This is a genomic window from Nocardia sp. NPDC059236, from assembly GCF_042754085.1.
Lineage (GTDB): Bacteria > Actinomycetota > Actinomycetes > Mycobacteriales > Mycobacteriaceae > Nocardia.
In genome coordinates this window covers 1-24681 of record NZ_JBHZAF010000024.1, presented here as the reverse complement: position 1 = coordinate 24681, position 24681 = coordinate 1, and the positions used below count along the sequence as shown (strand labels likewise).

The window sequence follows — 24681 nt, the reverse complement described above, 5'->3', positions numbered from 1 at the left end:
GTGACCCACCGCCAATGCCGACCTGACTGGCTGCGGCTGGCTCGTACCGAATCGGAGCAGTAAAGCTGCGTTGCTACGGAACTAGCGAGCGCTCGTGCCGCTTCTCGCGCTGAGTGAACAGGTCACAGCCGGACGTCAAGCCGGATCGTGACGCCGGATTTCGCCGATACAACGTCACTAGCATTCAGGGTGCAGTCAGGATTCATCGATGAACGACGTCGTGATTCACCGATGTAGACGTACGGGCGTTTCGCATGCAGCGGGTCAGATCTGCGCTGCGCCGTCTAGTAGCAGTTGCAGCATCGCCGGTCGTGGATCGTGGTCGATGGCGATCTCGGTGTTGCACACGACTGCGGCTCCCACACCGCGTTCGGCATCGAGCATGACGTAGCTGGCCGTCCCGAGATCGCTGCCAGCGTGTTGCCAGACGCTTTTGGCGTCGCCGACCAGTCGCATCCAGGCGTGTCCCTGAGCGATCATCGAGACTGGAGATTCGGAGGCCGCGAGGATCTCGGGGGCGACCTGGTTGGTCAGTGCTGCCGCGGCGAGAGGTTTGGGCAGGATCTCGCGTCCGTCGATCGATCCTCCGCCCAGCCACAGCCGGACCCAACGAGCAAGATCAACCGCATTGGAGAAGAGGGCGCCGGCAGGTGTGAGCGGCGTTGTGTAGGAGTCGTATTCGATCTTCCCTGTGTATGTGTCGGGGATGTCGTGTGGAATCAAGTTCCGATAGTCCTTCCACATGCCCTTTTTGATGCCGTTTTCGAACCAGGCGTGGGGGTGGGCGCGGTCGTCTTCGGAGAGCTTGTCACGGTTGAAGTCGGAACGGGTCATGCCCGCGGGCTGGAGGATCGCTTCGCGGCAGTAGTCGTCGAAGTACTTCCCCGTGACCGCCTGCACCACATGACCAGCGACGTCGAAGCCGATATCGGAGTACATGTGCGCCTGGCCAGGGACGCCTCGGGTGAAGTTCGCCTCGGCATCATATGTCCAGCCACGCGGAGCAGGTGTGAGGAAGTCGTACAGCCACCGGCCCATCTCCGCGGAATTCGCAGCGTCGCCCACCCGGTAGGAGTATCCGTACGGACCCGGTTCCGCTCCACTGGTGAGCGGTGTGAGGTGCGTGAGTAGGTGTTTGACGCGGATCGGTGCATCGGGGTGGTGGGGGCTGCGGATGCTGCGTGGTCCATAGAGTTTGGCGTTGGCCAGGACGTCGTTGACGTCGGTATCGAGGGTGATCTTGCCGGCGGCGACCAGTTGCAGGACAGCGGTGGCGGTGACGGTTTTGCTGACCGAGCCGATGTTGAGAGTGCTGACCGGTGTCATGGGTTTTCCGGTGCGGGCGTTGCCCCAGGCGTCGGCGAACACGGTCCGGTCGCGGTTGACCGCGGCGACGTTGCAACCGATCACGCGCGCGGAATCGGCGAGGGCTTGCAGTTTCTGTTTCAGCTCCGGTGGTGCGGTGGGGCCGTCGTAGCCGGTGGCGCCCGACCCGGCCGACCCCGCACTGGTACAAGCCACCACAGCCGCTCCGATCGCCAAAGCCGCTGCCGACGACGAGGCAGTTGCCAATAATTGCCGCCGACTGACGCGGCAGCTTCGACTGTCCTGGATCATATCGCTCCCTAAACTCGGCCTCGTCGCACGCTTACCTGCAGAAGCGTTCAGCGAGCCAATGGTCGATTTCGGTCGCTGCCAGGGTGATCCCAGAGGGCTCGCCGTCGGACAGCGCGGCACCAAAATGCGTCCCAGGCAGTCGGCGGCGCAGCTTGTCGCTGGTCCCGATCGCTTCGAACATCGCGCCGGCTTCGCTCGGTGTGCATGCCTGATCGCCGGTCAGTTCCAGAAACAGAGTCGGCTTGCTCAAACCCGGTGCGCAGCGGACGAATCCGGCGTTCGAGGACAAGCCCGACCATGTCGACAGCCACGCGTCTGCAGTGGCGATCCGGCCGAATCCGGTGAGCCCGTAATTGGTCAGGTCCGGGCGCTTCCCGAACAGGGAACCGTAAGAGCGATCGTTCGGATCCAGCGACAGGTCGATGCACCGCGGATCGGCGTCGGTGCGGTAGGTGATCAGCAGCCGGGGTGCGCAGGCCAGGCGGCGCATCCGATCGGAAGACTCCGCGCGTGCCTGCGCGGTCTCGGCGGCGATGGCCTTGGCCATCGCGTCGATTCGGTCCACGCGTTCGCGCTGCGCGGCACGGTACCGGGCTATGAACACGTCCGGATACCGGGAGACGTGGGGTGGCGGCGCGAATCCGTTGGCCGGGTTGAACAGGTCGAGTCCGGGATCGATCGACATTGGGTCCGCCTCGTCGACCACCGACGGATCGATCATGTTCAGCAGCAGCGCACCCTGCCCGGGATGTGCGGCGAGAAAAACGGCCGCGTCCGGCACTGGCATGGCAGCCTCGGATAGGAACGTCGGCCGACCGGCCGGTGTGAGAGCCTGCCGTTGTCCAGGATCACGACCCGCCTGTTCGTGGTAGTAGGCGAACAGCGGACCACCGCCGGAATGCCCCAGTGTGACAACAAGATCGAACTCCAACTCGCGTAGGAAATACTGCCCCGCAGCGAGGTCGAGCAGCGCCCGCTCGTGAACCAGGTCGATGTCGTTGTTCACCGAACGGGTTCCCTGGGTCCAGACCGCGTAGCCCCGGTCGAGGAGCTCGGCGACGATCGGATGATGGGTCAGATCCTGACGCGGATGCGCCAGGCAGACCACCGTTGTCGCACCCGGCACCGTGTGCAGGTGTCCGTGGATCGTCGCGCCGTCGTGCGTCCGCAATTGGTGGATCGAGGTTGTCGTGCGATCAGGAAGGGCGGTCCTGGCGGCACGACCTCTCATACCGGCCGGGGAGGTCGTCATCGTGAGGCCACCACCAGTGCGTCGGAATCCCATTGCGTGATACGGGAATCGACCAGTCCGGCGACACAGCTGTACCAGACCGCGTGTCGGCACCCCGTCGCGCGCCGGTCGATCGCAATGTCGGTCTCCGCGCTGAGCGCGAAGTAGGGTCCGTAGCGCTCCACGCGGATACCGGGCGCTGCGGAGGCGGTCGCGACGACCGGAGCGTTCTCGGGAACGTCCAGGACGAGCAGGACACTCACGCGTGCTCCTCCATCGCCGTCACGTTCGGCCAGCCTGCCGCGCGATCGAGAATCAGCGCGGCCTTACGGTTCAGCAGCGCGTCCATGCTGGGCACACCCTCCGCGATCACATCGAGCAACGCCTCGATCGTGAGGTTGGCATCGAGATCTTCCTGGGGTGTGACCGGACGCAGGGAGCGGGTGAACTCGATCAGGTAGCCGTTCGGGTCGTGCGTATAGATCGATTCGATCGTTTCGTGCTGCAGGCGAAGCTCACAGGGCCATTCGCTGTCGTCCAATCGCCGCTGGTACTCGGTCAGTTCGGCGTCCCCGGCCACGTGGATCGCCAGATGCCTCGAGCGGACGAAGAACAGGGGGACCTCGTCGGTGTGTGTGGTGTACGCATCGCCGAGGGGACCGCGCTCGAACGGCTCGAGACCGAAGTAGTAGAAGAACGCGAGCCGGTCGTCATTGCCGATGTCGAAAAAGAAATGGATGAAATCGGGATGCTTCTCGGGTCCCCATCCGGCGGCACAGATCGAATGGACGATCGGGAATCCGAGCACGTCGCGATAGAACCGGACGGTGGCGGCGGGATCGAACGTCGGATATGCGACGTGGTCGACGCCCTTGGCAAGATGGCGCTTGGTCACGAGCTGCTCCTTTCTCAGAGGCGGGCAGGCTGCGGAGCGAGAAGGCTTCCGGCGCCAGGGATTTCGGTCGGCAGTCCCAGACCACGCAGGATGCTGAAGGCTCCGGCGGTCGCCGCTGACAGCACGGGAATTCCGAATTCGGCCTCGGCGTCCTCGATCACCGACAGCGATGGCATCTGGACACACGCGGAGATGACAAGGGCGTCGGCCGACGAACGGTCCAGCGCCCGTGCCGCCTCGAGCACCCGCTCCGCTGGAATCCGTGCGACCTCGCCATTGTCGGCGACTTCGAGGGCGCACCAGTCGACGATGTCGAAGCCCTCGGCGTACAGGTAGTCCATCACCGATTCAGCCAGGGACGTCACGTACGGCGTGACGACAGCGATGCGTTTTGCACCCGATGCGCGTAATGCCTCGACCAGTGCGCCGGCACTCGACCGGACCAGGGCGCTGGATTCGCCGGTCGAAAGCTGTTCGCGGACTAGGCCCTCTACCCGGTCGTGCTCGCCGGGACCAGCGGCCATGAGCGCGACGAGGCACGCATACAGAATCACGTCGGGGCTCGCGTCGGCCACTTCCATGACGCACCGTTCCCGCTGCGCGTTCATCGCCGCCAGCTGCTCGGCCGACACCGTGTGCATCCGCATGCGACTGGCATGGAAAGAGAAGGTGCAACTGGCATGTCGCGACAGCAGCGCCGGAATCTCGGTCTCCACGGTCACATTCGAGCTCGGAACGATGAGTCCGATTCGTCGGTGCTTCATCACCGGAACCTCTCACATAGAATTTGACGTTAGCGACGAGTATCCGACGTATACGTCAAAAGTGTCAAGGAGTAGCCGTCTGATTGCGGGCATCCAAAACGACTTGACACACCCGACGAGCACGTCAAATACTGGACGTGTTCGTCAACACAATGTGAGGGGCGACGCCTTACAAGCCGCCGTCTGAGGAGTCAGAAGTGGACAACACGCCCTGGGGAGACCGCTTGGTCGCGTTCCCGTCCGGCCGAACCGAGCACTATCTCCGATCCGGCGAGTGGAGTGATCTGCCGACCTCCGAGCGATTCCGTGCGGTCGCCCGGGTCTTCCCCGATCGCATCGCCGTCGTCGACCCGGACGGTTCCATCAGCTACGCCGAACTCGATCGGCGCACCGACCTCATCGCGGCCGGACTGATCGAGCTCGGGGTGCGGCGCGGCGAACCGGTGATCTTCCAGGTAACCAACAGCGTCGAATGCGTGGTTGCCTGGTACGGGTTCCTCAAGTGCGGGGCCATCCCGGTCGCTACCCTGGCGTCCCACCGCGGCCACGAAATCGGCTATATCAGTAGAAAAGTCGGTGCCGGCACGCACCTCGTGGACGCCGATTCCACCAAGTTCGACCTCGTCGAATTCGCGCGGGAGCAGGCGTACGATCACCCGACGATGCGACGGATCGTCACCATCGCCGACACCCGTTCCGGCTTGCACGCTGTCCGGCTCGAGGACCTTGGTCACGACATCGATCCCTCGGAGGCCCGCGCGCGGGTCGAAGCGGTCCAAGCGACGATCCAGCCGACCGATATCGCAGTGTTCCAGCTGTCCGGCGGAACCACTGGCGTGCCGAAGGTGATCCCCCGCCTGCACGGTGAGTACTGGAACAACGCCGCTCTCTACGCTCAGCGCCTCGACCGGACCAAGAACACGCGGGTGGCTCACCTGGCTCCGTTGATCCACAACGCCGGCGTGCTGTCGGGTCTGCACGGCACCCATGCCGTCGGCGGCTGCCTGGTTTTGCCGCCGCTCGAAACAACTGCTGCGCTGGAATTCATGGCGCGAGAACGGGTCGACGACGTCATGTTCGGGCCGACGTCCTTCCACTGGCCAGACCTGCCGGAGTACCTGCCACTGGCGGCATCTCTGCACACTGTGATCCTGTCGGGAGCCAAGGTTCCGCGTCCGGTTTTCGACAGGGTGCAGGAACTCGGCGCCCGGGTGGGGCAGCTTTTCGGTATGTCGGAAGGGCTTTGCACCGCAACGGATCTCGGCGTGAGCGACCACATCCGAATGAACTATGTCGGCACGGTGCTGTCCACCGAGGACGAGATGCGGGTGCTGGATCCCGGGTCCGAGAACGAGCTGGCCGACGGTGCGGTGGGTGAGCTCGCCTGTCGTGGCCCCTACACCATTCCCGGCTATTTCGATGCGCCCGAACACAATACGATCGCCTTCACCTCGGACGGCTTCTATCGGACCGGCGACCTGGCCAAGATCGACACGGTCGACGGTTTGCGGTTGCTCTCGATCGAGGGACGGATCAAGGACACGATCAATCGCGGCGGTGAGAAGATCAATGCCGAAGAGGTCGAGTCCCTACTCCTACGGCACGCCGACGTGCTGCGGGCTGCGGTGGTCGCGATGCCCGACGCGCGGCTGGGCGAGAAGGCCTGCGCGTACATCGTCCCAGCCGGGCGGCTGATCTCGCTGCCGGAAGTGCAGCGGCACTTCGACTCTCTTGGAGTCGCGAAGTTCAAGTGGCCGGAACGGATCGAGTGCGTGGATTCCCTGCCCGAAACGCACGTCGGAAAGATCGACAAGAAGGCCCTGCGGGACATGGTCCGCGGCGCCCTCACCGCCGAGGCGGAATCAGCCGTCAACGCCGATTCGCACTGAACCCCCTCCGGTTTCACGACACGCTCCGGCTTCCGGGGCACAATTCCGCTCATTCCCCACAAGGAGACGCACCGATGATCCAGCAGGATCGACATTCCGGACCCAACCGCAGACAACTCCTCTCCGGAGCGTCGCTGGCCGCGGTCACCGCCGGTCTCGGCACAGCGCTGGTCGCGTGCACGGGTTCGCAGTCCGCGGGGGCGACCGACACCGGTTACGACGGCCCCACAGCACCCCCGGAACTGAAGCAGAAACTCCAGGCCCTCGCCGATTCCGCACGGGTGGTCGGCTGCAATGTCGCCGCGGTCAATCGCGACCGCACCCTGTTTGCCGACGCGTGGGGAACCGCCCGCACAGGAAAACCCATGACCCCGGTCAGTACCCTCAACATCGGGTCGGTCAGCAAGACCATCACCGCCACCGCTGTCCTGCAACTGGTTGCCGCCGGCCACTTCACCCTCGACACCGACGTCAACGACATCCTGGCCAACGCCAAGCTCTATGGACCACACAGCGTCCGCAGCCCCCACCATCCCGATACACCGATTCGTATCAGGCATCTCCTCACCCACCTCACTCCACTCACCAGCCCGGTCGGACCCAACGCCTACGGGTACACGTACCGGATGGGAGCGGTGCCCGATCCGGCCGAAATGGGCCGGTGGCTGCACGACTACCTCACTCCCCCGCCCCGGGGCTGGACGTACAGCGCGGAAGCCAACTTCACGAAAGGCGTTCCCGGCGAGGCGCACCAATACTCCGATGTCGCATACGAACTCGCCGGCCACGTAGTCCAGGCGGCCACCGGCAAGTACTTTGCCGACTACTGCCGCGACGCGATCCTCACGCCCGCGGGCATGACCCGTTCGGATTTCAACCGCGACAAGCTCTCCGAGGACAACCGCGCCCACCCCCACGCCTGGTTCGAAGACGGCGTGAAGAAGGGTATGTGGGAGGACTTCCGGAATCTGATCCCGCACGACATCCCCGATGACTTCACCGGACCCGTCGAGTACGCGCCGTACGTGAGCAGCCTCGTCGCCGACGGCGGTCTGCGATCCAACGCGGTCGACCTCGCCCGCTGGGCGCGGCTGTGGCTCAACGAAGGATCCATCGACGGTCAGCAGATTCTGCCCCGGCCGGTGGCAACCGCGGCACTGACCAATCAGGTTGCGCCCCAGGTCCTCGCGGCCTCCGAATCGCCGGTGTCGATGATCGCGCAAGGATACGCGTGGATGCGGCTCGCCGGCGACGCCGACGGTGTCTGGCAGCACGCGGGCAGCGAATTCGGCACCGCCAGCTATGTCATGATCGATACCAAACGTGGTGCCGCCGCCGCCGTGGTCTGCAACACCGAGGTCAGGATCGACAACGATCCACGCCCGAAGATGCTGCAGTTGCTGCTCGACGCGGCCGCCAACTCCTGATCGGGCCACACCCATCCCATTTCGAGCCGACGACGGGAGCGAATGATCGAAATCAGGAAGTACCTGCCTACGGACAGGCAAGCGTGCCTGAAGATCATGGCGAGCAACACGCCTGAATTCTTTGCGCGGCGCGAAGTTTCGGAGTTCGAGGAGTTTCTCGACAATCTGCGCGATCCGTACGTCGTCGTCGAGGATCAGGGCGCCGTCGTCGCATGCGGCGGATGGCGCCTCCGCCCAGACGGCGCGGCCGCGCTGTGCTGGGGCATGGTGCGGCGTGCGGATCACCGCAGGGGCATTGGCACCCTACTCATCGGGGAGCGCCTCCGCCTGATTCGCCAGCAGGGCATGGCGTCCCGGGTCGTCCTCGTAACGAGCCAGCACTCGCAGCTGTTCTTCGAGCGCTTCGGTTTCGTGGCCATCGCGTCCGTAGATGACGGCTTCGCGCCCGGACTCGATTCGGTCGAGATGCGCTTGGATATCGCGACCGGCGACGTCCGTTGAGATCGGGAAGGGCGGACGTCCCCGAGGCGCTGGGAGGATTCGATGCCCTTGCCGGCGATCCGGACCGCGATGGCCGCTCAAGGGCTCTGCAACGGCAGGCGTTCAAGCCGGCCGCCTTCTCACCTGGTCGGCTTCGCGCGCATGTGCATGCGCTGTCCCTGGGGACCGAAGAGGCTGAGGATCTCGACCGGCCCCTGGCCGGTGCTACCGAACCAATGCGGCACCCGGGTGTCGAATTCTGCGGCCTCACCCTGACCGAGCACGACATCATGATCTCCGAGTACGAGCCTCAGGCGTCCTGACAGCACGTACAACCATTCATAGCCGTCGTGGACAACCACGTGGGGTTCGGCCTGACTCGGCGGAACGGTGATCTTGAACGCCTGCAACCCCCCGCGTTGACGGGTGAGCGGCAAGATCGTCCGGCCACTCACCGTCCGCGGTGCTCGAACGATCCGCGGGTCCGCGATCTGTGGCGCAGCGATGATTTCGTCGAGTGGGACCCGGAAGGCCAATGCGATGGGGAGCAGCAGTTCCAGGCTCGGGCGGCGTTGGCCCATCTCCAGTCTGGAGAGCGTACTCGTAGAGATCCCCGTATCCGCCGACAATTCGGCAAGCGTCACCCCTCGTCGAGTGCGAAGGTCTTTGATGCGCGGCCCGACTCGATCGAGGGCCGCTGCGATCTGCGGTGTATCCGACACACGCACATCATCGATCCGCTTCCCAGAAACAGCAAATATATTTGCCGTTTTCGCAGAAGCGCTGGCACTTTCGGGTCATGAAACGAGACAACACCACCGACAATCTTCTGGATGTCGCCGTCATCGGAGGTGGCGCCGCCGGACTGACCGCCGCGCAGGTACTCGGACGCGCACGCCGCAACGTCGCGGTGATCGATAGCCGCGATCCTCGCAACAGGCCGGCCGCACACATGCACGGGTTCCTGTCGCGCGACGGAATGCCGCCCGCCGATCTGGTCGCCACCGGGCGCAAGGAAGCGCTCGACTACGGTGTCAACCTCATCGACGGCCACGTCACCGAAATCACGAGCCACGGAACCGATCCGGGATTCACGCTGGAGCTGACCACTGGCCTGCAGCTCGAAGCCCGTGCCGTCCTGATCAGCACCGGCCTCCGGGACGAACTACCGGGCGTCCCGGGACTGTGGGATCGATGGGGAGTCGACGTCCTGCACTGCCCCTTCTGCCACGGCTACGAGGTCCGCGACAAACCGCTCGGAGTCCTGGGCGGGAACGTCCGAGAGCTGTCCATCCACCAGGCACTGCTGCTGCCGCAGTGGTCGCGCGATGTGGTCTTCTTCGCCAACGGCATCGACCTGACCGACGGAGAACGCGCTCGCATCCGCGCCCGCGGCGTCGACATCGTCGAGGATCCCGTGCGTGGCATTGTCGTGGACGACGATCGACTGCGCGCGGTCGAGCTCGGCGACGGGCAACTTGTCCCCCGCGCGGCGCTCTTCGTCGGCCCCCGATTCGTAGCCAACGACTCCCTGTTACGCGGGTTCGGATGCGATATCGGACCCAACGGATTTGTCACCATCGACAGCACCGGCCGTACCAGTGTGCCGGGTATCTGGGCCGCTGGAAACGTCGCCGACCCGCGAGCACAGGTCATCACCGCCGCCGGCGCGGGGTCTGCCGCCGCGATCGCTGTCAACGGGTATCTCCTCGAATGGGACGTCGAAACGGCGCTTGCAAACCGAGATCAGGCGCTGGCAGACGACGTCTTCTCCCCCGCGATGGAACGAGCGGTCAGCGCGATCGTCCTCGACGCGAAGCGATCCGACCCACGCTCACCTCTGTCCTGAGCACTACACCCAGCAAGAACGAAGGAACCATGCCAACCATCGCAGTTACCGACACCACCTTCCAGAACCGGGTGCTCGACAGCGCCACACCCGTGGTCGTCAACTTCTGGGCGCCCTGGTGCGGCCCGTGCCGAATGCTCGCCCCCGTTCTCGAGGAGATCGCCGACGAACACTCCGAGGACTTCACCGTGGTGAAGGTCAACATCGACGAGAACCTGGCCGCTGTCGACGCTTACCAAATCATGGGAGTTCCGACGACGGTCCTGATCGTCGACGGCCAGGAAGTCACCCGAGTGACCGGCGCGAGACCGAAGGGCGCACTGCTCGACGACCTGCTGAAACCCCTCGCACAGTAGTCCAACCACGCGCTCGATCCGGAGTGCCGAGCACGACACCCACCCCACCCCTGCAAAAGGAGCATCTCTTATGAACAACCACGAGACGGCAGCCACGGACGTGCAGCTTCCCACGGTGTGCGCCCCGGGCGAGGGTCTACGCGTCGCATCGGGCGGAATCGTGTACCGGTTCTTGACTACCGGTGCCGAAACCAACGGCAAATACTCACTTTTCGAAGCCACTCTGCGTCCCGGGGAGGGCTCGCCGTTCCACGTGCACAGCCGTGAGGAGGAGGCGTTCTACGTCCTGGACGGCGAGGTCGCCTTCTATACCGAGACCGGACGAATTCCTGCAGGGCCGGGAACGTTCATCAACGCCTCGATCGGCGTGATTCGTGGCTTCCGCAACGAAACCGACTGCAACGCAAAGATGCTCATCCTCGTCGCACCCTCCGGTCTGGAGGGCATGTTCCTGGCGGACGGCACCATCCTCACAGATCCGACGCAGGAGGCCCCGCAGGGCGGCACCGAGTGTCCGGTCATCGCCGGACAGTACGGGATCGAAGTCATGCCATACGACCTTCCGCCTATGTAGCTCGCGGTCGCCGTGCGCGACGATGGAATCCGGCCAAACGACCCCGCCGACGAGTGCCCCGCCGAAGAACTCGGCGCGCGTTCGAGAGCGGATGAAGACAGCAGACAGGTAGGTTCGTCGACACACACGCGCACTGTGCCGGCAGCAACGAACAAAACAGAGCCGAGCCCTGGGGTTGCCGCGTAGCCGGTCCCCAGGGCTCGAATCAGATGAGTCAAAAGCTGATTCGCCGATCAGTCCGATCCTGGGCGACGAACGTCCTATGGTCTCGCCCGGTCTCGACCTTGTCCCAGAAACAGCAAAAATCCTTGCCCTACGCTAAGTCCCGGTGCACGCTCTGCGCATGCACAAGCCCGAAGCGACCGCCGCGCAGTCCCCGTCGACGACGGTGGTAGTGCGCGCTTGTGGACGCCGGGAACCAGCCCTGCGAACAGGCGCACAGGCCGAATATCGCTGGCGCGGAGCACTGGACGGCGCGCCGCACTCCCAATCGATACCGGTCCGCGCGAGCACCGGGCGCAATGCATACTTCCTGACCACGGATCGCCGCTGACCACACGACGGCGGTAACACCGCCCTCGAACACCACGCACCCCGGCCACCATTCGGGTAACCGCGGAGAAATCCAGCACATCACCTTGCCGCGCCCTACAACGGCGCGCTCACATCCCCCTTTTCGGACCGAGCCCTCGAGTCACCAGCGCAAAACCCCATCCGGTTGACCGACGTCAAGGATTGGCCGCCTCGTGCAGTCGTCCGAGCGCCTCCCTTTGCCTCTGACTCACGCAGCTCAGGTCCTCCAACCAATGGAGTACTCCCCCATGGCAATTGTCCCTGACGACCACCGAGAGGCTTGAGGAACATGGAGAACAATCGAGTCCACACCTTCAGAGACGATGCACTCGGCGATCTCGACGCGTGCGGCATCGCAGCCCGCATCGCCTCAGGCGAGGTCTCGGCGCGCGAGGTTGTCGAGGCCTCCATCGCACGGGCGTACGACGCAGACCCGACTCTGCGTGGCCTCGCCGTCGAAGACTTCGATCGAGCAATTTCCGCCAGTGACCATGTTCGAACCGGCGCCTTCAGCGGCGTACCGACTGCGATCAAGGACAACACCGCCCTGGCAGGCCTCCCGACACAGTTCGGCAGCACCGCATTTCGGGCCGTCCCAGACTCGGCGAACGGACAATTCGTCGACCAAATGTTGCGCGCCGGAATGATCCCCATCGGAAAGACCCGGCTACCCGAGTTCGCATTCAACGTCACATGCGAGTATTCGCGAGACGCCCCGGTTCGAAACCCCTGGAACACAGACTATTCCGCGGGTGGATCGTCCGGCGGCGCCGCAGCACTGGTTGCCTCCGGTGTGGTTCCCATCGCCCACGCCACCGATGCAGGCGGGTCCATCCGAATCCCCGCTGCTGCCTGTGGTCTCGTGGGACTCAAACCCTCTCGCGGACGGTTGGTGGAAGACATCTCGGAGAAGGCCATGCCGCTCAAAATCGCCGTTCAGGGTGTCCTCACACGGTCGGTTCGCGACACTGCACGCCTGATGTTCGAGGCTGAGCGCTGCTATCGAAACCCTCGACTGCGCCCCGTGTGCGACGTGGCGGGTTCCAATCGCACACGCTTGAGAGTCGGAGTACTGGCTGCCTCTCCGACTTCGAGTCCGGTCGACTCGGAAACGCAGGAATCTGTCCGGGCCACCGCCGATCTCCTGGAATCTCTCGGGCACCACGTCACCGAGGCAACGTCCCCCGTTCGAGCAGACTTCATGAAGGACTACCTGCTCTATCTGGGGCTTCTTATGACCGGCATCCAGAGCGCCGCCACACTGATTGTCGGATCCAGCCTCGACAAGGCCGAGCTCGAGGCGACAACCAACGGCTTCTGCGATCAGTACCGGCGCGCCATCGCCCGCACACCGATCGTTCTTCATCGACTTCGGCAGGTGCAGAAGCAATTCAGATCGACCTTCGACCACTTCGACGTACTGCTCTCGCCCGTTGTCGCGCACTCGACGCCGGTTCTCGGCCACCTGTCCCCGGATCAGCCGTTCGATTCATGGCTCGAGCGACTGAGCGCCTTCGACTGCTTCGCGCCGCTCAACAACATCTCCGGCACACCGGCCATCACTCTTCCCCTCCACCACACCCGATCGGGTCTGCCACTGGCATCGCACCTGTCAGCGAACATCGGCGACGAACGCACCCTGCTCGAACTGGCCTTCGAACTCGAAGAGGCAGCTCCGTGGGCACGAATCGACGCCCAGCCACAGCCCGCCCCGACCCCCAACCGGATCAGGAGTATCAATGCAGAGCACGATGAATGAAGTGCCACTGTCGATTGCGCAGTTGCTGCGGCATGGAAGTACTGTCCACGCTGACGCCGAGGTGGTCACCTGGACCGAGTCGGGCCCGCGTCGTCGTACCTATGCGGAGGTCGGTCAGCGGTGTGCGCAGTTGGCGCACGCGCTACGAGGTCTCGGTGTCACCGGTGACGATCGGGTGGCCACGTTCATGTGGAACAACGCCGAGCACCTCGAGGCGTATCTGGCGGTGCCGTCAATGGGTGCGGTGCTGCACACGCTGAACATCCGGTTGTTCCCGGAGCAGCTGATCCACGTGGCCAACCACGCGGAGGATCGGGTGATCATCGTCGACGCGACACTGATTCCGCTGCTGGGCCCGCAACTGGCGCAGATCAAGACGGTCGAGCACGTGATCGTCACCGGCGATTCCACGGCCGGGCTCGAGACGCCCGAGGGAATCCAGGTGCACTCCTACGAGGACCTGATCGCCGGTGAGCCGACCGAGTACGACTGGCCCGAACTCGACGAGCGATCGGCCGCGGCGATGTGTTACACGTCGGGCACCACCGGGGATCCGAAAGGTGTTGTCTACTCGCATCGTTCGATCTACCTACATTCCATGCAGGTGTGCATGAGCGACGGCCCCAATCTGGCGCAGGGCGACCGGGTGCTCGCGGTCGTGCCTCAGTTCCACGCGATGTCGTGGGGTATGCCATACGCGGCGTTCATGATCGGCGCGTCGCTGATCATGCCGGACCGGTTCCTGCAGCCTGCGCCGCTGGCAGAGCTGATCGCGGCCGAGCGCGCGACGTTCGCGGCGGCGGTGCCGACGATCTGGCAGGGCCTGCACCTGCACCTCAAGCAGCATCCGCAAGACATCTCCTCGATACGGGAGGTCCTCATCGGTGGGGCGGCGGTGCCGCCGTCGCTGATGCACGCGTTCGAGAACGACCATCAGGTGTCGGTGTTGCACGCGTGGGGCATGACCGAGACGTCGCCGCTGGGGTCAGTAGCGCGACCGCCGGCCGACGCCGACGAGGAGGAGCGGTGGCGGTACCGGTACACGCAGGGCCGGTTCCCGGCGTCGGTGCAGGCGCGGTTGATCGACGATGACGGCAACCGGGTGCCGCACGACGGGTCCAGTGTCGGGGAACTCGAGGTGCGGGGGCCGTGGATCACCGCCTCCTATCACGGGGTGGAAGCGCCGGACAAGTTCCGGGATGGCTGGCTGCGCACCGGTGACGTCGGATCCATCACCGCAGACGGCTACCTGACACTGTCGGACCGGACGAAGGACATCATCAAGTCCGGTGGCGAGTGGATCTCCTCGGTCGACCTCGAGAACGCGGTCATGGGGCACCCGTCCGTCGCCGAGGCCGCGGTGATCGGCATCCCCGACGAGAAGTGGGACGAACGGCCGCTCGTGGCGGTGGTGTTGCGTGAGGGCAGCGATGCCACACTCGGTGACCTGCGGGACTTCCTGGCCGACAAGGTCGCCAAGTGGCAGGTGCCGGAGAACTGGGCGGTGATCCAGGAGGTGCCCAAGACCAGCGTCGGCAAGTTCGACAAGAAGCGGCTGCGGGCCGACTTCCACGACGGCACCCTCGACATCATCAGGCTCTGACGACCACCCGGTGGCCCGGAATCGCCCAGGCCACCGGGGGTCTCGCCATATTGACTCGTCCAGTCATGGGGAAAGTCACGCTCAGCGATCGGAGGTTTGGTGCGATGTCGTAGGCCGGGTGTCGGTTCGAGAGTCGTTCACGCGGAAGGGTTTTGGGGCGGCATCTCGCGCCTGGCCGTAGGACCCCGGTTGCTCGCCGCCGGCATCGAATCACCAAATCACCTGCGAAAGCACATCGTCATGGGTGACGGATATCGCGATAGAGCCTCAGGGCTCGCTTAGAGAGTGGGCAACATGACAGTGCATCCCATCCGAATTGTCGGCGATCCCGTCCTGCACCAGGCGACGCAGCCGGTGACCCAGTCCGTCGCCGAGATTCGAGGACTTGTCGACGACATGTACGAAACGATGGATGCCGCCGATGGTGTCGGGCTCGCCGGTCCCCAGCTCGGCGTGAGTCTGCGTCTTTTCGTGTACCACTGCCCCGAGTTGGGATTCACCTCACGCGCCCAGATAGCTGCTTGGGCCACAGCGCATTCCGGCAGCACATCGAACTGACCCTCTCTGCTGGATCCCAGTAACGTCGAGGCAGGAGTGCACTGCCGGCGATAGCAGCGCAACGCAGTGACAGCGTCGCGGCCAATGCTGAGCGCTTGGATCAGGTTGAGGCGAACACAAGAGCCGAAGCTCGCGAAAGGTCCAGTTCGGCTGCAGGACACGCGAGTTCGATCCACAGTCCTGCCACAGGTCAAGGTGCCGGTTCTGCTTGTTCTGGCCGATGACGATCTCAATGTCGACGTCGATGAGACCGAACGGATCTACCGGGAGATCCCTCCGCAGCGACAGCTCACGATGCAGCGCTATCCGAACGCTTCGCAGAGCATCGTCAAGGCCCGCTTCGACAATGACCAGGACTGGTGTGCGGCTGTGGTGGCACTGTCCGCGCCACATGCTGTACGCACCCGGCTATCTGGGTTCGCTGAGTGAGTACGCCGAGAAACAGGCGGCCCGCTGAACAGAGTTCGCTACACCGAATCAGGAGGAGCCGGTCCGACACACTGGTCCGGCCCCTCCTCTCGACTATTCGATCGGTTCTTGCTCGACCAGATAGACGGGGGCGCCTGCCTTGCGCCCTAACACGACATCGAGAACCTCGAAGAACCGTTTGGGGTCGATGACGGCCTCGGGAGGGTGCACGCCCGGTCGGCGGGCCGAGCCATCGATGACCTGCGACATGCCGATTGCCAGCGGGATTCCGGTTACACGCGCCATGTCACCGAGCAAGGCGCGGGCCGGGTCCTCTGCTGAGCCGGCCAGGTTGAGGTGCGCCAATACCATGTGCGGGCGCCCCTGCTTGATGCCCGACACCGCTGCAAAGAACGGCGGGAGAGTGTCGGGTCCCTTGGCTCGAAGCGCGGTCGGCGCCGACCGGATGATTCGCAGCAAGTTCGGATCGGCGAAGGCGCCCGCCGCGGCTTCATTGGTGAGTTTGCCCCTGTCGATATCGCGGCGGAGGGTATCGAGGTAGGCCATAGCCCACGTACTCATCACCATCAGGTTGATCGCATCGCCGCTGGGTTTCAGGGTGCGCTGCAGGGTGATCGGCTCCGGGTGGCCGACGGAGTACGCGGTTCCACGTCGTCCGCCGGGAAGTTTCAGCGACACCGGGCGAAGGGGGCGTTGCTCGCTGAGCAGACCGGCGGTCACACCTTTGATCATGCCGCTGCTCTGCTGCATCCAATGCACCGCCGCGGCAGAGGGACGACCGTCGGGCCCGAGCAGCTGCGCGTCGTCTCGGGTCGTATCGCCCGCGCCGTCGACGTCGACCGGCCACGCGGTGTAGGCATCGCGTACCGAGTCGAGTTCCGCGGCAGCTATTGCCGCCAGCAAATTGCTGATGCCAGGGCTGGCACCCATGCCGATGATCGCGCAAACCTCCCGGGCACGAGCCGCCGTGTCGAGTTCGAGCATCTGCAACGTGGGTTCCCAGTCGTCGCAGATATCGAGGTAGTGCGTTTGTGTGTCGATCGCCGCTTGTAATACCGCCAGCCCGAAGCGGTAGTAGGGCCCAACTGTGTTCAGCACTATGTCGGCCGGCGCGAGCGCTGCACGCAACTGCGCTTCGTCGGTGACGTCCACCTGGATCGCTCGTACGGCCACGGGTGCCTCTGCCAAGCGATGTGCCAGTCGTTCGGCTGCGCCCAGATCTCTGTCTGCGACAACGATTTCCGTCACGCCGGGGATATTCACCGCTGTTTGCACGGCCACGGTGCCCATAGCACCCGACCCGCCCAATGCAAGAACCTTCATCGGATGCTCCTAACTTCCAAGATCGTGGGTTGCGGTCTTCACGCGCACGGTGCCGTGCACCACTTCGCTCGTGGTCGGCAGAGCGGCTTGCCGACGCCGTCTGGGCGTGGGACTCGCGAGAGGGCGGTGCTCCGTGGCCGCGACCGCTGGTGCCCGGACCGTTCCGGTTGCGATCGCCGCTGCCAGGAGCAGGAGGGCTGTACTGCGGGTTAGAAACTTCATCACCATCCTTTCGTTCGAATAGAATACGATCGTATCACTAACGATAGTTAGTACTAGTGATCGATTGGAGCGTGAGATATGTGCGGGTCCGCAGCTGGGGTCGCCGCCGCATGGCACACCGTTCGGGGTGAGTTCGTCAGTCGTCGCCAGGGCTTGCTGCGGTCGACCCCTCTGAACTGTTCGACGATCGCCGGGGCATGGTGCTGGAACGCGCCGAAGGCGACGTGGTGACAGCGTCGATGCCAGGGACGGCCAACAGACCGGGCATACGATCGACGTCGACTCGGCAACCAGGCATCGACGGCAGCGGCTGCCGCCGCAGAGCTGGCGAAGTTCGGCAGCAGGGACGTGGTTTCCCCCGCAGGCGAGATCTCGAACAAACGGCGACCGACGTCATTGTCATCGGATCGGGTGCAACGGGGGCCACCATCGCTTATGTCCTGGCGCACAACGGCATCCGCGTAACCTGTATCGATCTTGATGTGCGCGGTGCGGGAGTGACCGGTAGTGCGTTCGGGTGGATCTGTACTACTCACACCAGGATCGGCTCGGAACTGCACCGCGACGCGATCGCTGACTTCCGCGCTCTGGACGCGGATCTCGGAGGTGCTCTATCGATCTCATGGGCCGGGTCGCTGACCTGGTTTCAGGCACCGGAACACACCGAATCGTATTTGAGAATGCAACAGGGGCTGGGTTTGCCAACCGAAGCCGTCGATGCCAAAGGCTTCAGACGTTTGGAGCCCTCCTTGCGTCGCCGACCGGAAATTGCGGCGTACGCGCCGCAGGAAGGTGCCGTCGCGCCAGGGCGAATGCGACGAACCCTTCTGGCCGCTGCCCGAGACCATGGGGTCCGGGTAGTGGAGGCGCCCGTCTCCGAGATTGTGGTCGGGATCGACGGTAGGGCACAGGTCTTCTCCGATGCCGGCGTCTTCAACGCGCGATACGTGGTGTTGGCGAACGAGCTTGGTGCCCCACGTCTGGCAGCACAGGTGGGCACTGTGCTCGAGGTCGAGTCCTCACCGGCGATCCGATACACCTTCCGGGCCACCGCGCCACTGTCACGGCGAGTCCTGTCAGGCCCGGACTACGAGATCAGGCCCTGGCATCGAGGAACGTATCTGGGTGCGGCGGACTACGTGACATCCGAAGGCGCGCATCGCCCCGTAATTCGCGTGCACCGCGCACTCGACGCCATCCGCCGCGATTTCATCCTGCGAAATCCCCTGCAACTGCTGGACTTTCGCGTCGGCTACAGGCCGATGCCGACGGCCGGGCGACCTTACCTGGGCGCCCTGCGCACCGCACCTCAGGTGCTTGTCGCCTGTATGCATTCTGGAATCACCTTGGCACCTGCTGCTGCTCGCCGGGTACTCCATCACATCACCGGCACTGCCGAGCTCGCTTCGATCTGAACCACGAGGTTGTCGATGGAGAACAACGGCCCTGCGCGCTCATACCCGCGCGGACTACATCAACTGCGCCCCGCTCGGCGTCTCGTCCTCGTCGAGTCCGCGGTCGGGTTGCTTGTGGGGGTGGCGACACTGCCGCAGTCCTACCCGTCAGCCGGGGAGTCGGCGATGTGGGCACAACTGCTCGGCTTGTCATTCCTGCTGGCAGCGCTCGGCGCGAACCTGCGCTTGTGGCATCGGGTCGTCGCCGCCGGTGTGGGGTTGCGTTATCACAGGGCCGCGCTCTCCGATGAACGGCAGCTGCGCCAGTTCATCCTGGACGAGCGACGGCTCCGGTTGGCAACCGTCATCTACGCGGCCGCGATCTGCGTCCTGGTACCACTGCCCCCGTCGTGGCGATGGTTCTGGTTCACCTTCACCTTGCTGACCACAGTGCTGACCGCAGCGTCGCTGCGGCGAATGTGGCGCGCCGAGGTGTGTGGCACTAACGGCGGGAACCGAAACTACGACGTGTGAGCGGGGTCGGCGGCCCCGCTGATGACATTCGAGTACCAGCGGAACAATCGAACAGGTTGCGCGGGATCGGATTTGAGCATTTCCGCCCAGCAGGCCGCCACCGCCGCGCGCGCAGCTGTGCCGACCCACGGCTGAGGAAGCAGCTGAGGTGGCAGCAGCGGATCAGGCTCCATAGCGTTCGTGAATTCTGCGGCCAAGGCAACGGCGATCGTCAGATGTCGAACACGCGAGGAGCCTCGCAGTTCCTGCAGGTATTGCTCGGCGGCCACGAGCAGCCGCCGATGACCGTCTGCGATGCGGTCGAGCGGCCACAGCTGCTCGGCAATGTCACGTGGGGCGACATGGCGACCGATGACCAGATCGGTGCTGGTCAGGGTGGTGATGTGGTCAGTGACGCCCAGTTTTGTTGCGGCCGAACGGATTCGTTCCTCCCAAGGGTTCGCCGAAACGTATAGGCCACCCTGAATCGGCGCACCGCCGAGCCGCTGGATGGAATCGCGCATGGAATCGCGCGCATGCCGCGCGGATTCAGGAACACCGAACGCGGCCAAATGCCAGCGCCCGTCCCATGAAGCCTGTCCACGATCCTGGGCATACATGTAGCGCACAAAGTCGAGATCGGGTTCGAGACTGTTGCGGGTCAGATCTGTCGCGCGCAGTACGGCCTTGCGGCCGCGACCCTCCTGGATGAACCTGCCCTCCGCCACGAGCCGTTTGATGCAGTGCCGGACCTGTTGATCGCTCATGCTGAGCGCATTGGCGACATCGTAGAGTTCACCAGCATCGATTGTCGCGTCCTCTCGGACCAGACTCTCCACAAGAGTGCGGGTCGAGATGTCAGTGTCATGGAACTGGCCCTCGCCCATGTTCGCCTCTGCTTTGCATGTCGACGAGCTGCAGCTATCACATCTCGTACGTTCGGTTGCGTCTCGATCGTTTACTGTACGGTCAAACCAGGTGGGACCCGGGGCGGGCACGGCTCAACTGCGATTCAGGCGCACCCGGACGCAGCGGCTGGCAACCACAGGGGGCACGCTGTTCACCCAGCGGCCCACGATGCGCAGCCTCGCCCGCACCATCGTCACGGTGAAGATCGGCGAGGCGGGATATCGCGAATGGGATACCCGCTGGGACAACGACTCCCGCTTCCGCCGTCAACTGCGCGTGCTGACCGCGGTGTGGGGCACGGTGTTCACCCTCGACGCCGTCATCCGGGTGGTCTTCGCCTACGCACTGCCCCTCGACGCCGTTCCCCTGGCCACCGCGCTGCAATGGCTCGTGGTCCTCGCCGGGCTGATCACCTTCCACATCGTCTACGTCACCCGCAACGGGCTGAAGGTCTGAAACGCGCCCGGCAGTCGGTCAGCGGCCGGGCGGCGCGAGCAACTGCAGTCCCTCACGGACAGCGAGGGCCGCGAGCTCGGCGCGGGAACCGCAGTGCAGCTTGGTGAGGAGATGTTCGATATGGGTCGCGACGGTCTTGGGACTGACCACCAGCCGGGCCGCGATCCCCGCATTGGTGTCGCCGAGGGTGACCAGGTGCAGGGTGTGCAGTTCACGGATGGTCAGCCCGTGCGGGCGGGCGATGCGACGCTCGGTGACCAGAACCTCACCACGCGGACCCGGAATGAGTTCGACACGGTGGCAGGCTCTTTCGGCGTCGAGCCACAGGAATCGTCCGGCCTCCGGCGCGTGAGCGAGCAGGGTCCACAGCGCGGCACCGTCGCACAGGTGTGGGCCTGGCTCGCGCTGATCGAGATCGACGCCGCCCACGGCTGTGCGCACCCTCGCATGGGTCGATGGATCGAGCCGGCGGGCCAGCAGATTCGGTTCCTTCATGAGGTCGCAGGCATTGGCGAAAACCGGCAGCAGCCGGTCGATGGCCTCGCGCCGCCGGTCGGTGGCAGCGTCGGCTCGGGTCCAGCTGACATGGACCGACCCGACGTAGCGACCGCCGCGCACCTGCAGCGCGGCCGACGCGCCCTCCCGGAAGCCCGCCGGAATCAGCAGCCTGCCGGTGACGGTATCGGTCACGTCGATGTGCCAGTCATCGCGGAAATCGCGCCACCGCACGGCGTGCGGCACCGTGCTGACCAGCTGATAGGTCACGGTATCGGCGCCGAAACCCGTGGTGGCGTGCCGCAGGATCGCGGCGGAGTAGCCGTGGCTGGCCAGCACGTGATGGCGGCCGGCCGCGTCCAGCGGATCGAACACGATGACCGCCGCCGCCTGGGCGGCGGTGAAGCCACGCAGGGTGTCCATCAACTGCGCGGCCTGTTCGCCGATCTCGGGATCGAGGTCCGGCGGCGGCGAATCTTCCTGTGCCGCACCTGCTTCCGTACATCCGGGCGCGAGGTGGTCGTGAACTTTCGTGGGCGTGCGCTTTCCGTGAATCCGCTGAGCTGACCCGAGGCTAGCAGTCCCGCGAGCGATCCGAGGGCAAACTCGGGTGACCCGAGAAATCGGTGAATCGACCGATGGTCGTGCCGCGCCACGACGGTCAGGATGACTCGCAACGAAAAACGATCGGTGTTCGGACCAGAGTGCAGAGGAGATTCCGGCATGGGTGAGCAATTGTGGCGCAAAGGGGCAGGCGAGCTCGCGGCGCTGATCCGGGAGCGCGCGGTATCCGCGAGCGAGGTGGTCGAGGCGCACCTGGCACGCATCGAGGAGGTCAACCCGGAACTCAACGCCGTGACCGTCGTCCTCACCGAGGAGGCCCGCGACGGCGCCCGCCGGGCCGATCGGGCGGTCGCCGAGGGCGCGGAACTCGGTCCGCTGCACGGGGTTCCGGTCACCATCAAGGAGAACATCGACGTCGCCGGCACCGCCACCACCCAGGGCATGGCCGCGCTGGCGGGCGCGATCGCGGCCCAGGACGCCCCCGTGGTCGAGCGGCTGCGCGCGGCCGGGGCAATCGTCCTCGGGCGCACGAACATGCCCGACTCGGGATTGCGGATCGCGACCGAGAGCTCGCTGCGCGGCATCACCAGCAATCCGTGGCGGCGCGGGCGCACGGCGGGTGGATCCTCCGGCGGCGAGGGGGCGGCGCTGGCGTCGGGCATGTCTCCGCTGGGGGTCGGCAATGATCTGGGCGGCTCACTGCGCAATCCCGCGCACTGCTGCGGAATTTCGTCGCTGAAGCCGACCACCGGCCGTATCCCGCAGGCCACCGATCTCGAGCCGAGAGACCTGCCGCCGTCGATCCAGCTCATGGGGGTGGCGGGGCCGATGGCCCGTACCGTCGCCGACGTTCGCCTCGGCTACGGGATTCTGTCGGGCGCGCATCCCCGCGACCCGATCAGCGTCCCCGCGCCGCTGCACCACCCCGATGCCGCGCAGCGCGTGCGGGTGGCCCTGATCGCCGAACCGCCCGGCGGCAGTACCGATTCCGGAGTCGCCGACGCGGTCCGGCAGGCGGGCGCGCACCTGGCCACCGCGGGCTACGAGGTCGAGGAGGTCACCCCGCCGGAGTACGAGGCGGTGCTCGACCTGTGGCGCCGCTTCCTCATGACCGATGTACGGATCATGTGGCCCGGGCTCGCGCAGATCCTGGGCCAGCAGGGAAAGGATTTCGTGCTGGCCGCCTTCGACGAGATCCCGGCCCTGGACCGGGACGGCTATATCGGGGTATTGATCCAGCGGCAGCGCCTGCAACGCCTGTGGTCGGAGTTCTTTCTCGACTACCCGCTGATCCTGTCGCCGATCTGGGCCCGGCCCGCCTTCGAACACGGCTGGGATGTCGTCGATCCGGACCATTCCTCGGCCACCCTGGAACTGCTGCGGCCGGTCATGCCCGCCAATGCCCTCGGGCTGCCCGCCGTCGCGACCACCGGCGGATTCGCCGACGGCATGCCCGTCGGGGTCCAACTCATGGCCGCGGCCTTCCGCGAGGACCGGGCGCTCGCCGCGGCCGAGGCGCTGGAGGCGGCAGTCGGCGTCCACACGCCCATCGACCCGTTCGTCAGCGGCCAGTAGCCGTTCGTCGCCGAGAAAAGAAAGCCGCGCAAAGAAATCTGCTGTGCGGTCGCCTGTTCCGGGGCTCGATGTCGCCGCGGAACAGGCGAATAGCCGAGAAGATCCCCGGTTGGGAAGGATTCAGCAGCCGACGGGTGGACCTCATGAGTCGGGCGATTGCCGTATACAAGGACGGCCCCCGAGGCGCAGTCGAGGACTGGCTCAAGAAGGGCGCCTGTCGCAAGGCGGGTTCGTCCTGGCATCTGAGTCGAACCGCGGTGATCAGCCTGTACCCAGCGTTCGACGAGCTCTCGTGGACAGGTCCCGACCTCGACGAGGCCGGTATCGAGAAGGGCGTCTTCGAGTAACACTGGGTGCCAAGCATTTTCGTCACTCATGGGCGACGACGACTTGTTTCGCGCAGTCATGCACTGCTGGGCTGAATTACCGCCGCCCGCGTGCACAACATCCCCGCTTGCCCCAGTCCCCCGGGCTCGCTTCTGCCGACGAATCCGGCTTATCAGCACCGGATTCGCTGCCACAGCTCTCGGTCATGGGTGGTCGACGCGGAGGCGCGGCGGCCACCCACCAGTTGTCATCGGTGATGAGCACGGTCCATGACCGGCTGTGCACAAGGTTTGGTATCCAAGCGGGTCAACAGCGTCTACCGGCCGGGGCGCTCGCGGGACTGGGTCATTCTCTGCACTTTGCAAGCAGGCTCTCCGAGTTGGCCGTGAGTAACGGTAATCGTTACAACTCGGTGTCATCCTACGTAGTGGAATCGTCAGTGCCGCAGAGTTTCTCGTGAAGGATCGCTTCCGATGCCGAACGCCGAGTGTCGCAGCTCCAGCCCCCAGCTCTCTCTGGGTGGCCGGTTCGGTCAGCGCGCAACGCGGCATGACAGTGTGTTGGCGCAGTATGGGCGCTCCCCCGAAAACTCGAGGGTTCAGTTGAGTTCGGGACACGTCAGCATCTTCGAGAAGTCGTTGTTGGTTCAGGCGAGGCGGTCGAGGATGGCGGCCAGCTCACGGGCCTGTAGGACGACACCTACGTCCGGACTCCAGACTGTGGACGTCGAAGGGATTGTCCGGTGTGAGGCGGTCGGCGTCGTCGATCATTTTCGTGGCCAGCGTCGGAGAGATCACATTGTCTCGGGCTAGACATCCCAGGTCCGTAAGTTGTCAAGCGGCTTGGGTGTTTTGGCGGTGTGCCCAGGCGGTGTGTTCGCTGTAGGGGGTGCGGTGGCG

General features: G+C 64.9%; 22 protein-coding genes and 2 pseudogenes. 15 read left to right on the top strand and 9 right to left on the bottom strand.

Annotation, left to right across the window (positions count from 1 at the left end; translation table 11 throughout):
- Positions 1-264 precede the first annotated feature (264 nt).
- From ACFXIV_RS40255 to ACFXIV_RS40235, 5 genes are read right to left on the bottom strand one after another with little or no spacing between them, the layout of a single operon-like run.
- Positions 265-1617: a serine hydrolase domain-containing protein gene (locus ACFXIV_RS40255; RefSeq protein ID WP_379421420.1), complete on the bottom strand. Its 1353-nt coding sequence runs from the start codon at positions 1615-1617 to the stop codon at positions 265-267.
- Between the two features lie 31 nt (positions 1618-1648).
- The gene (locus ACFXIV_RS40250; RefSeq protein ID WP_379403489.1) at positions 1649-2869 is read right to left on the bottom strand and encodes an alpha/beta hydrolase; all 1221 of its coding nucleotides are present in this window, start codon (positions 2867-2869) and stop codon (positions 1649-1651) included.
- Entirely contained in the window at positions 2866-3111 is a 246-nt protein-coding gene (locus ACFXIV_RS40245; protein WP_379403488.1) for a hypothetical protein, read from the bottom strand. The genes ACFXIV_RS40250 and ACFXIV_RS40245 overlap by 4 nt, the downstream gene beginning before the upstream one ends.
- Positions 3108-3743, bottom strand: coding sequence for a VOC family protein (locus ACFXIV_RS40240; protein WP_379403487.1), 636 nt, complete (start codon positions 3741-3743; stop codon positions 3108-3110). Before ACFXIV_RS40240 ends, ACFXIV_RS40245 begins: the two co-directional genes overlap by 4 nt.
- A 14-nt stretch (positions 3744-3757) precedes the next feature.
- A complete protein-coding gene (locus ACFXIV_RS40235) occupies positions 3758-4507 on the bottom strand; it encodes a maleate cis-trans isomerase (RefSeq protein ID WP_379403486.1) in 750 nt (249 codons plus the stop codon).
- Between the two features lie 197 nt (positions 4508-4704).
- Here ACFXIV_RS40235 and ACFXIV_RS40230 point away from each other — a divergent pair, with 197 nt between their 5' ends.
- The 3 genes from ACFXIV_RS40230 (at position 4705) to ACFXIV_RS40220 (ending at position 8324) form a co-directional block, all read left to right on the top strand.
- On the top strand, positions 4705-6396 hold the full coding sequence (locus ACFXIV_RS40230; RefSeq protein ID WP_379403485.1) for a (2,3-dihydroxybenzoyl)adenylate synthase: 1692 nt from the start codon (positions 4705-4707) through the stop codon (positions 6394-6396).
- Between the two features lie 74 nt (positions 6397-6470).
- Positions 6471-7823, top strand: coding sequence for a serine hydrolase domain-containing protein (locus ACFXIV_RS40225; protein WP_379403484.1), 1353 nt, complete (start codon positions 6471-6473; stop codon positions 7821-7823).
- Between the two features lie 42 nt (positions 7824-7865).
- Complete coding sequence (locus tag ACFXIV_RS40220; RefSeq protein WP_379403483.1) at positions 7866-8324, top strand: GNAT family N-acetyltransferase; 459 nt, start codon at positions 7866-7868, stop codon at positions 8322-8324.
- A 119-nt stretch (positions 8325-8443) separates the two neighbouring features.
- Here ACFXIV_RS40220 and ACFXIV_RS40215 read toward each other — a convergent pair whose 3' ends face one another.
- A complete protein-coding gene (locus tag ACFXIV_RS40215) occupies positions 8444-9031 on the bottom strand; it encodes a helix-turn-helix domain-containing protein (protein ID WP_379403482.1) in 588 nt (195 codons plus the stop codon).
- A 71-nt stretch (positions 9032-9102) separates the two neighbouring features.
- On the opposite strand from ACFXIV_RS40215, the gene ACFXIV_RS40210 reads away from it, so the two are divergent.
- The 7 genes and pseudogenes from ACFXIV_RS40210 to ACFXIV_RS40180 form a co-directional block, all read left to right on the top strand.
- Positions 9103-10152: an NAD(P)/FAD-dependent oxidoreductase gene (locus ACFXIV_RS40210; RefSeq protein WP_379403481.1), complete on the top strand. Its 1050-nt coding sequence runs from the start codon at positions 9103-9105 to the stop codon at positions 10150-10152.
- 29 nt (positions 10153-10181) lie between these two features.
- Positions 10182-10508 (top strand): thioredoxin, encoded by a 327-nt coding sequence (gene trxA / locus ACFXIV_RS40205; protein WP_379403480.1) that lies wholly within the window; start codon positions 10182-10184, stop codon positions 10506-10508.
- Between the two features lie 70 nt (positions 10509-10578).
- Positions 10579-11082 (top strand): cupin domain-containing protein, encoded by a 504-nt coding sequence (locus tag ACFXIV_RS40200; RefSeq protein WP_379403479.1) that lies wholly within the window; start codon positions 10579-10581, stop codon positions 11080-11082.
- 862 nt (positions 11083-11944) lie between these two features.
- Positions 11945-13414, top strand: coding sequence for an amidase (locus ACFXIV_RS40195; protein ID WP_379403478.1), 1470 nt, complete (start codon positions 11945-11947; stop codon positions 13412-13414).
- Positions 13395-15017: a long-chain fatty acid--CoA ligase gene (locus tag ACFXIV_RS40190; RefSeq protein ID WP_379403477.1), complete on the top strand. Its 1623-nt coding sequence runs from the start codon at positions 13395-13397 to the stop codon at positions 15015-15017. Before ACFXIV_RS40195 ends, ACFXIV_RS40190 begins: the two co-directional genes overlap by 20 nt.
- Positions 15018-15311: 294 nt before the next feature.
- Positions 15312-15506, top strand: a pseudogene (locus tag ACFXIV_RS40185) (peptide deformylase); the annotation flags it as partial.
- Positions 15507-15752: 246 nt separating this feature from the next.
- Positions 15753-16032, top strand: a pseudogene (locus ACFXIV_RS40180) (alpha/beta hydrolase); the annotation flags it as partial.
- A 65-nt stretch (positions 16033-16097) separates the two neighbouring features.
- Here the strand turns inward: ACFXIV_RS40180 and ACFXIV_RS40175 are convergent.
- Positions 16098-17327, bottom strand: a complete 1230-nt coding sequence (locus ACFXIV_RS40175; RefSeq protein ID WP_379403476.1) for a saccharopine dehydrogenase family protein — start codon at positions 17325-17327, stop codon at positions 16098-16100.
- Positions 17328-17746: 419 nt separating this feature from the next.
- Here ACFXIV_RS40175 and ACFXIV_RS40170 point away from each other — a divergent pair, with 419 nt between their 5' ends.
- Positions 17747-18964 (top strand): NAD(P)/FAD-dependent oxidoreductase, encoded by a 1218-nt coding sequence (locus tag ACFXIV_RS40170; protein ID WP_379403475.1) that lies wholly within the window; start codon positions 17747-17749, stop codon positions 18962-18964.
- Between the two features lie 15 nt (positions 18965-18979).
- On the top strand, positions 18980-19477 hold the full coding sequence (locus ACFXIV_RS40165; RefSeq protein ID WP_379403474.1) for a hypothetical protein: 498 nt from the start codon (positions 18980-18982) through the stop codon (positions 19475-19477).
- Here ACFXIV_RS40165 and ACFXIV_RS40160 read toward each other — a convergent pair.
- Positions 19465-20343 (bottom strand): PaaX family transcriptional regulator C-terminal domain-containing protein, encoded by an 879-nt coding sequence (locus ACFXIV_RS40160; protein WP_379403473.1) that lies wholly within the window; start codon positions 20341-20343, stop codon positions 19465-19467. The genes ACFXIV_RS40165 and ACFXIV_RS40160 overlap by 13 nt on opposite strands.
- A gap of 91 nt (positions 20344-20434) precedes the next feature.
- On the opposite strand from ACFXIV_RS40160, the gene ACFXIV_RS40155 reads away from it, so the two are divergent.
- Complete coding sequence (locus ACFXIV_RS40155) at positions 20435-20821, top strand: VC0807 family protein (protein ID WP_379403472.1); 387 nt, start codon at positions 20435-20437, stop codon at positions 20819-20821.
- Between the two features lie 18 nt (positions 20822-20839).
- Here ACFXIV_RS40155 and ACFXIV_RS40150 read toward each other — a convergent pair whose 3' ends face one another.
- Positions 20840-21739: a response regulator transcription factor gene (locus ACFXIV_RS40150; protein WP_379403471.1), complete on the bottom strand. Its 900-nt coding sequence runs from the start codon at positions 21737-21739 to the stop codon at positions 20840-20842.
- Positions 21740-22039: 300 nt separating this feature from the next.
- On the opposite strand from ACFXIV_RS40150, the gene ACFXIV_RS40145 reads away from it, so the two are divergent.
- Both ACFXIV_RS40145 and ACFXIV_RS40140 read left to right on the top strand, forming a co-directional pair.
- Complete coding sequence (locus ACFXIV_RS40145; protein WP_379403470.1) at positions 22040-23455, top strand: amidase; 1416 nt, start codon at positions 22040-22042, stop codon at positions 23453-23455.
- Positions 23456-23598: 143 nt separating this feature from the next.
- Complete coding sequence (locus tag ACFXIV_RS40140) at positions 23599-23802, top strand: hypothetical protein (protein ID WP_379403469.1); 204 nt, start codon at positions 23599-23601, stop codon at positions 23800-23802.
- Positions 23803-24681 lie beyond the last annotated feature (879 nt).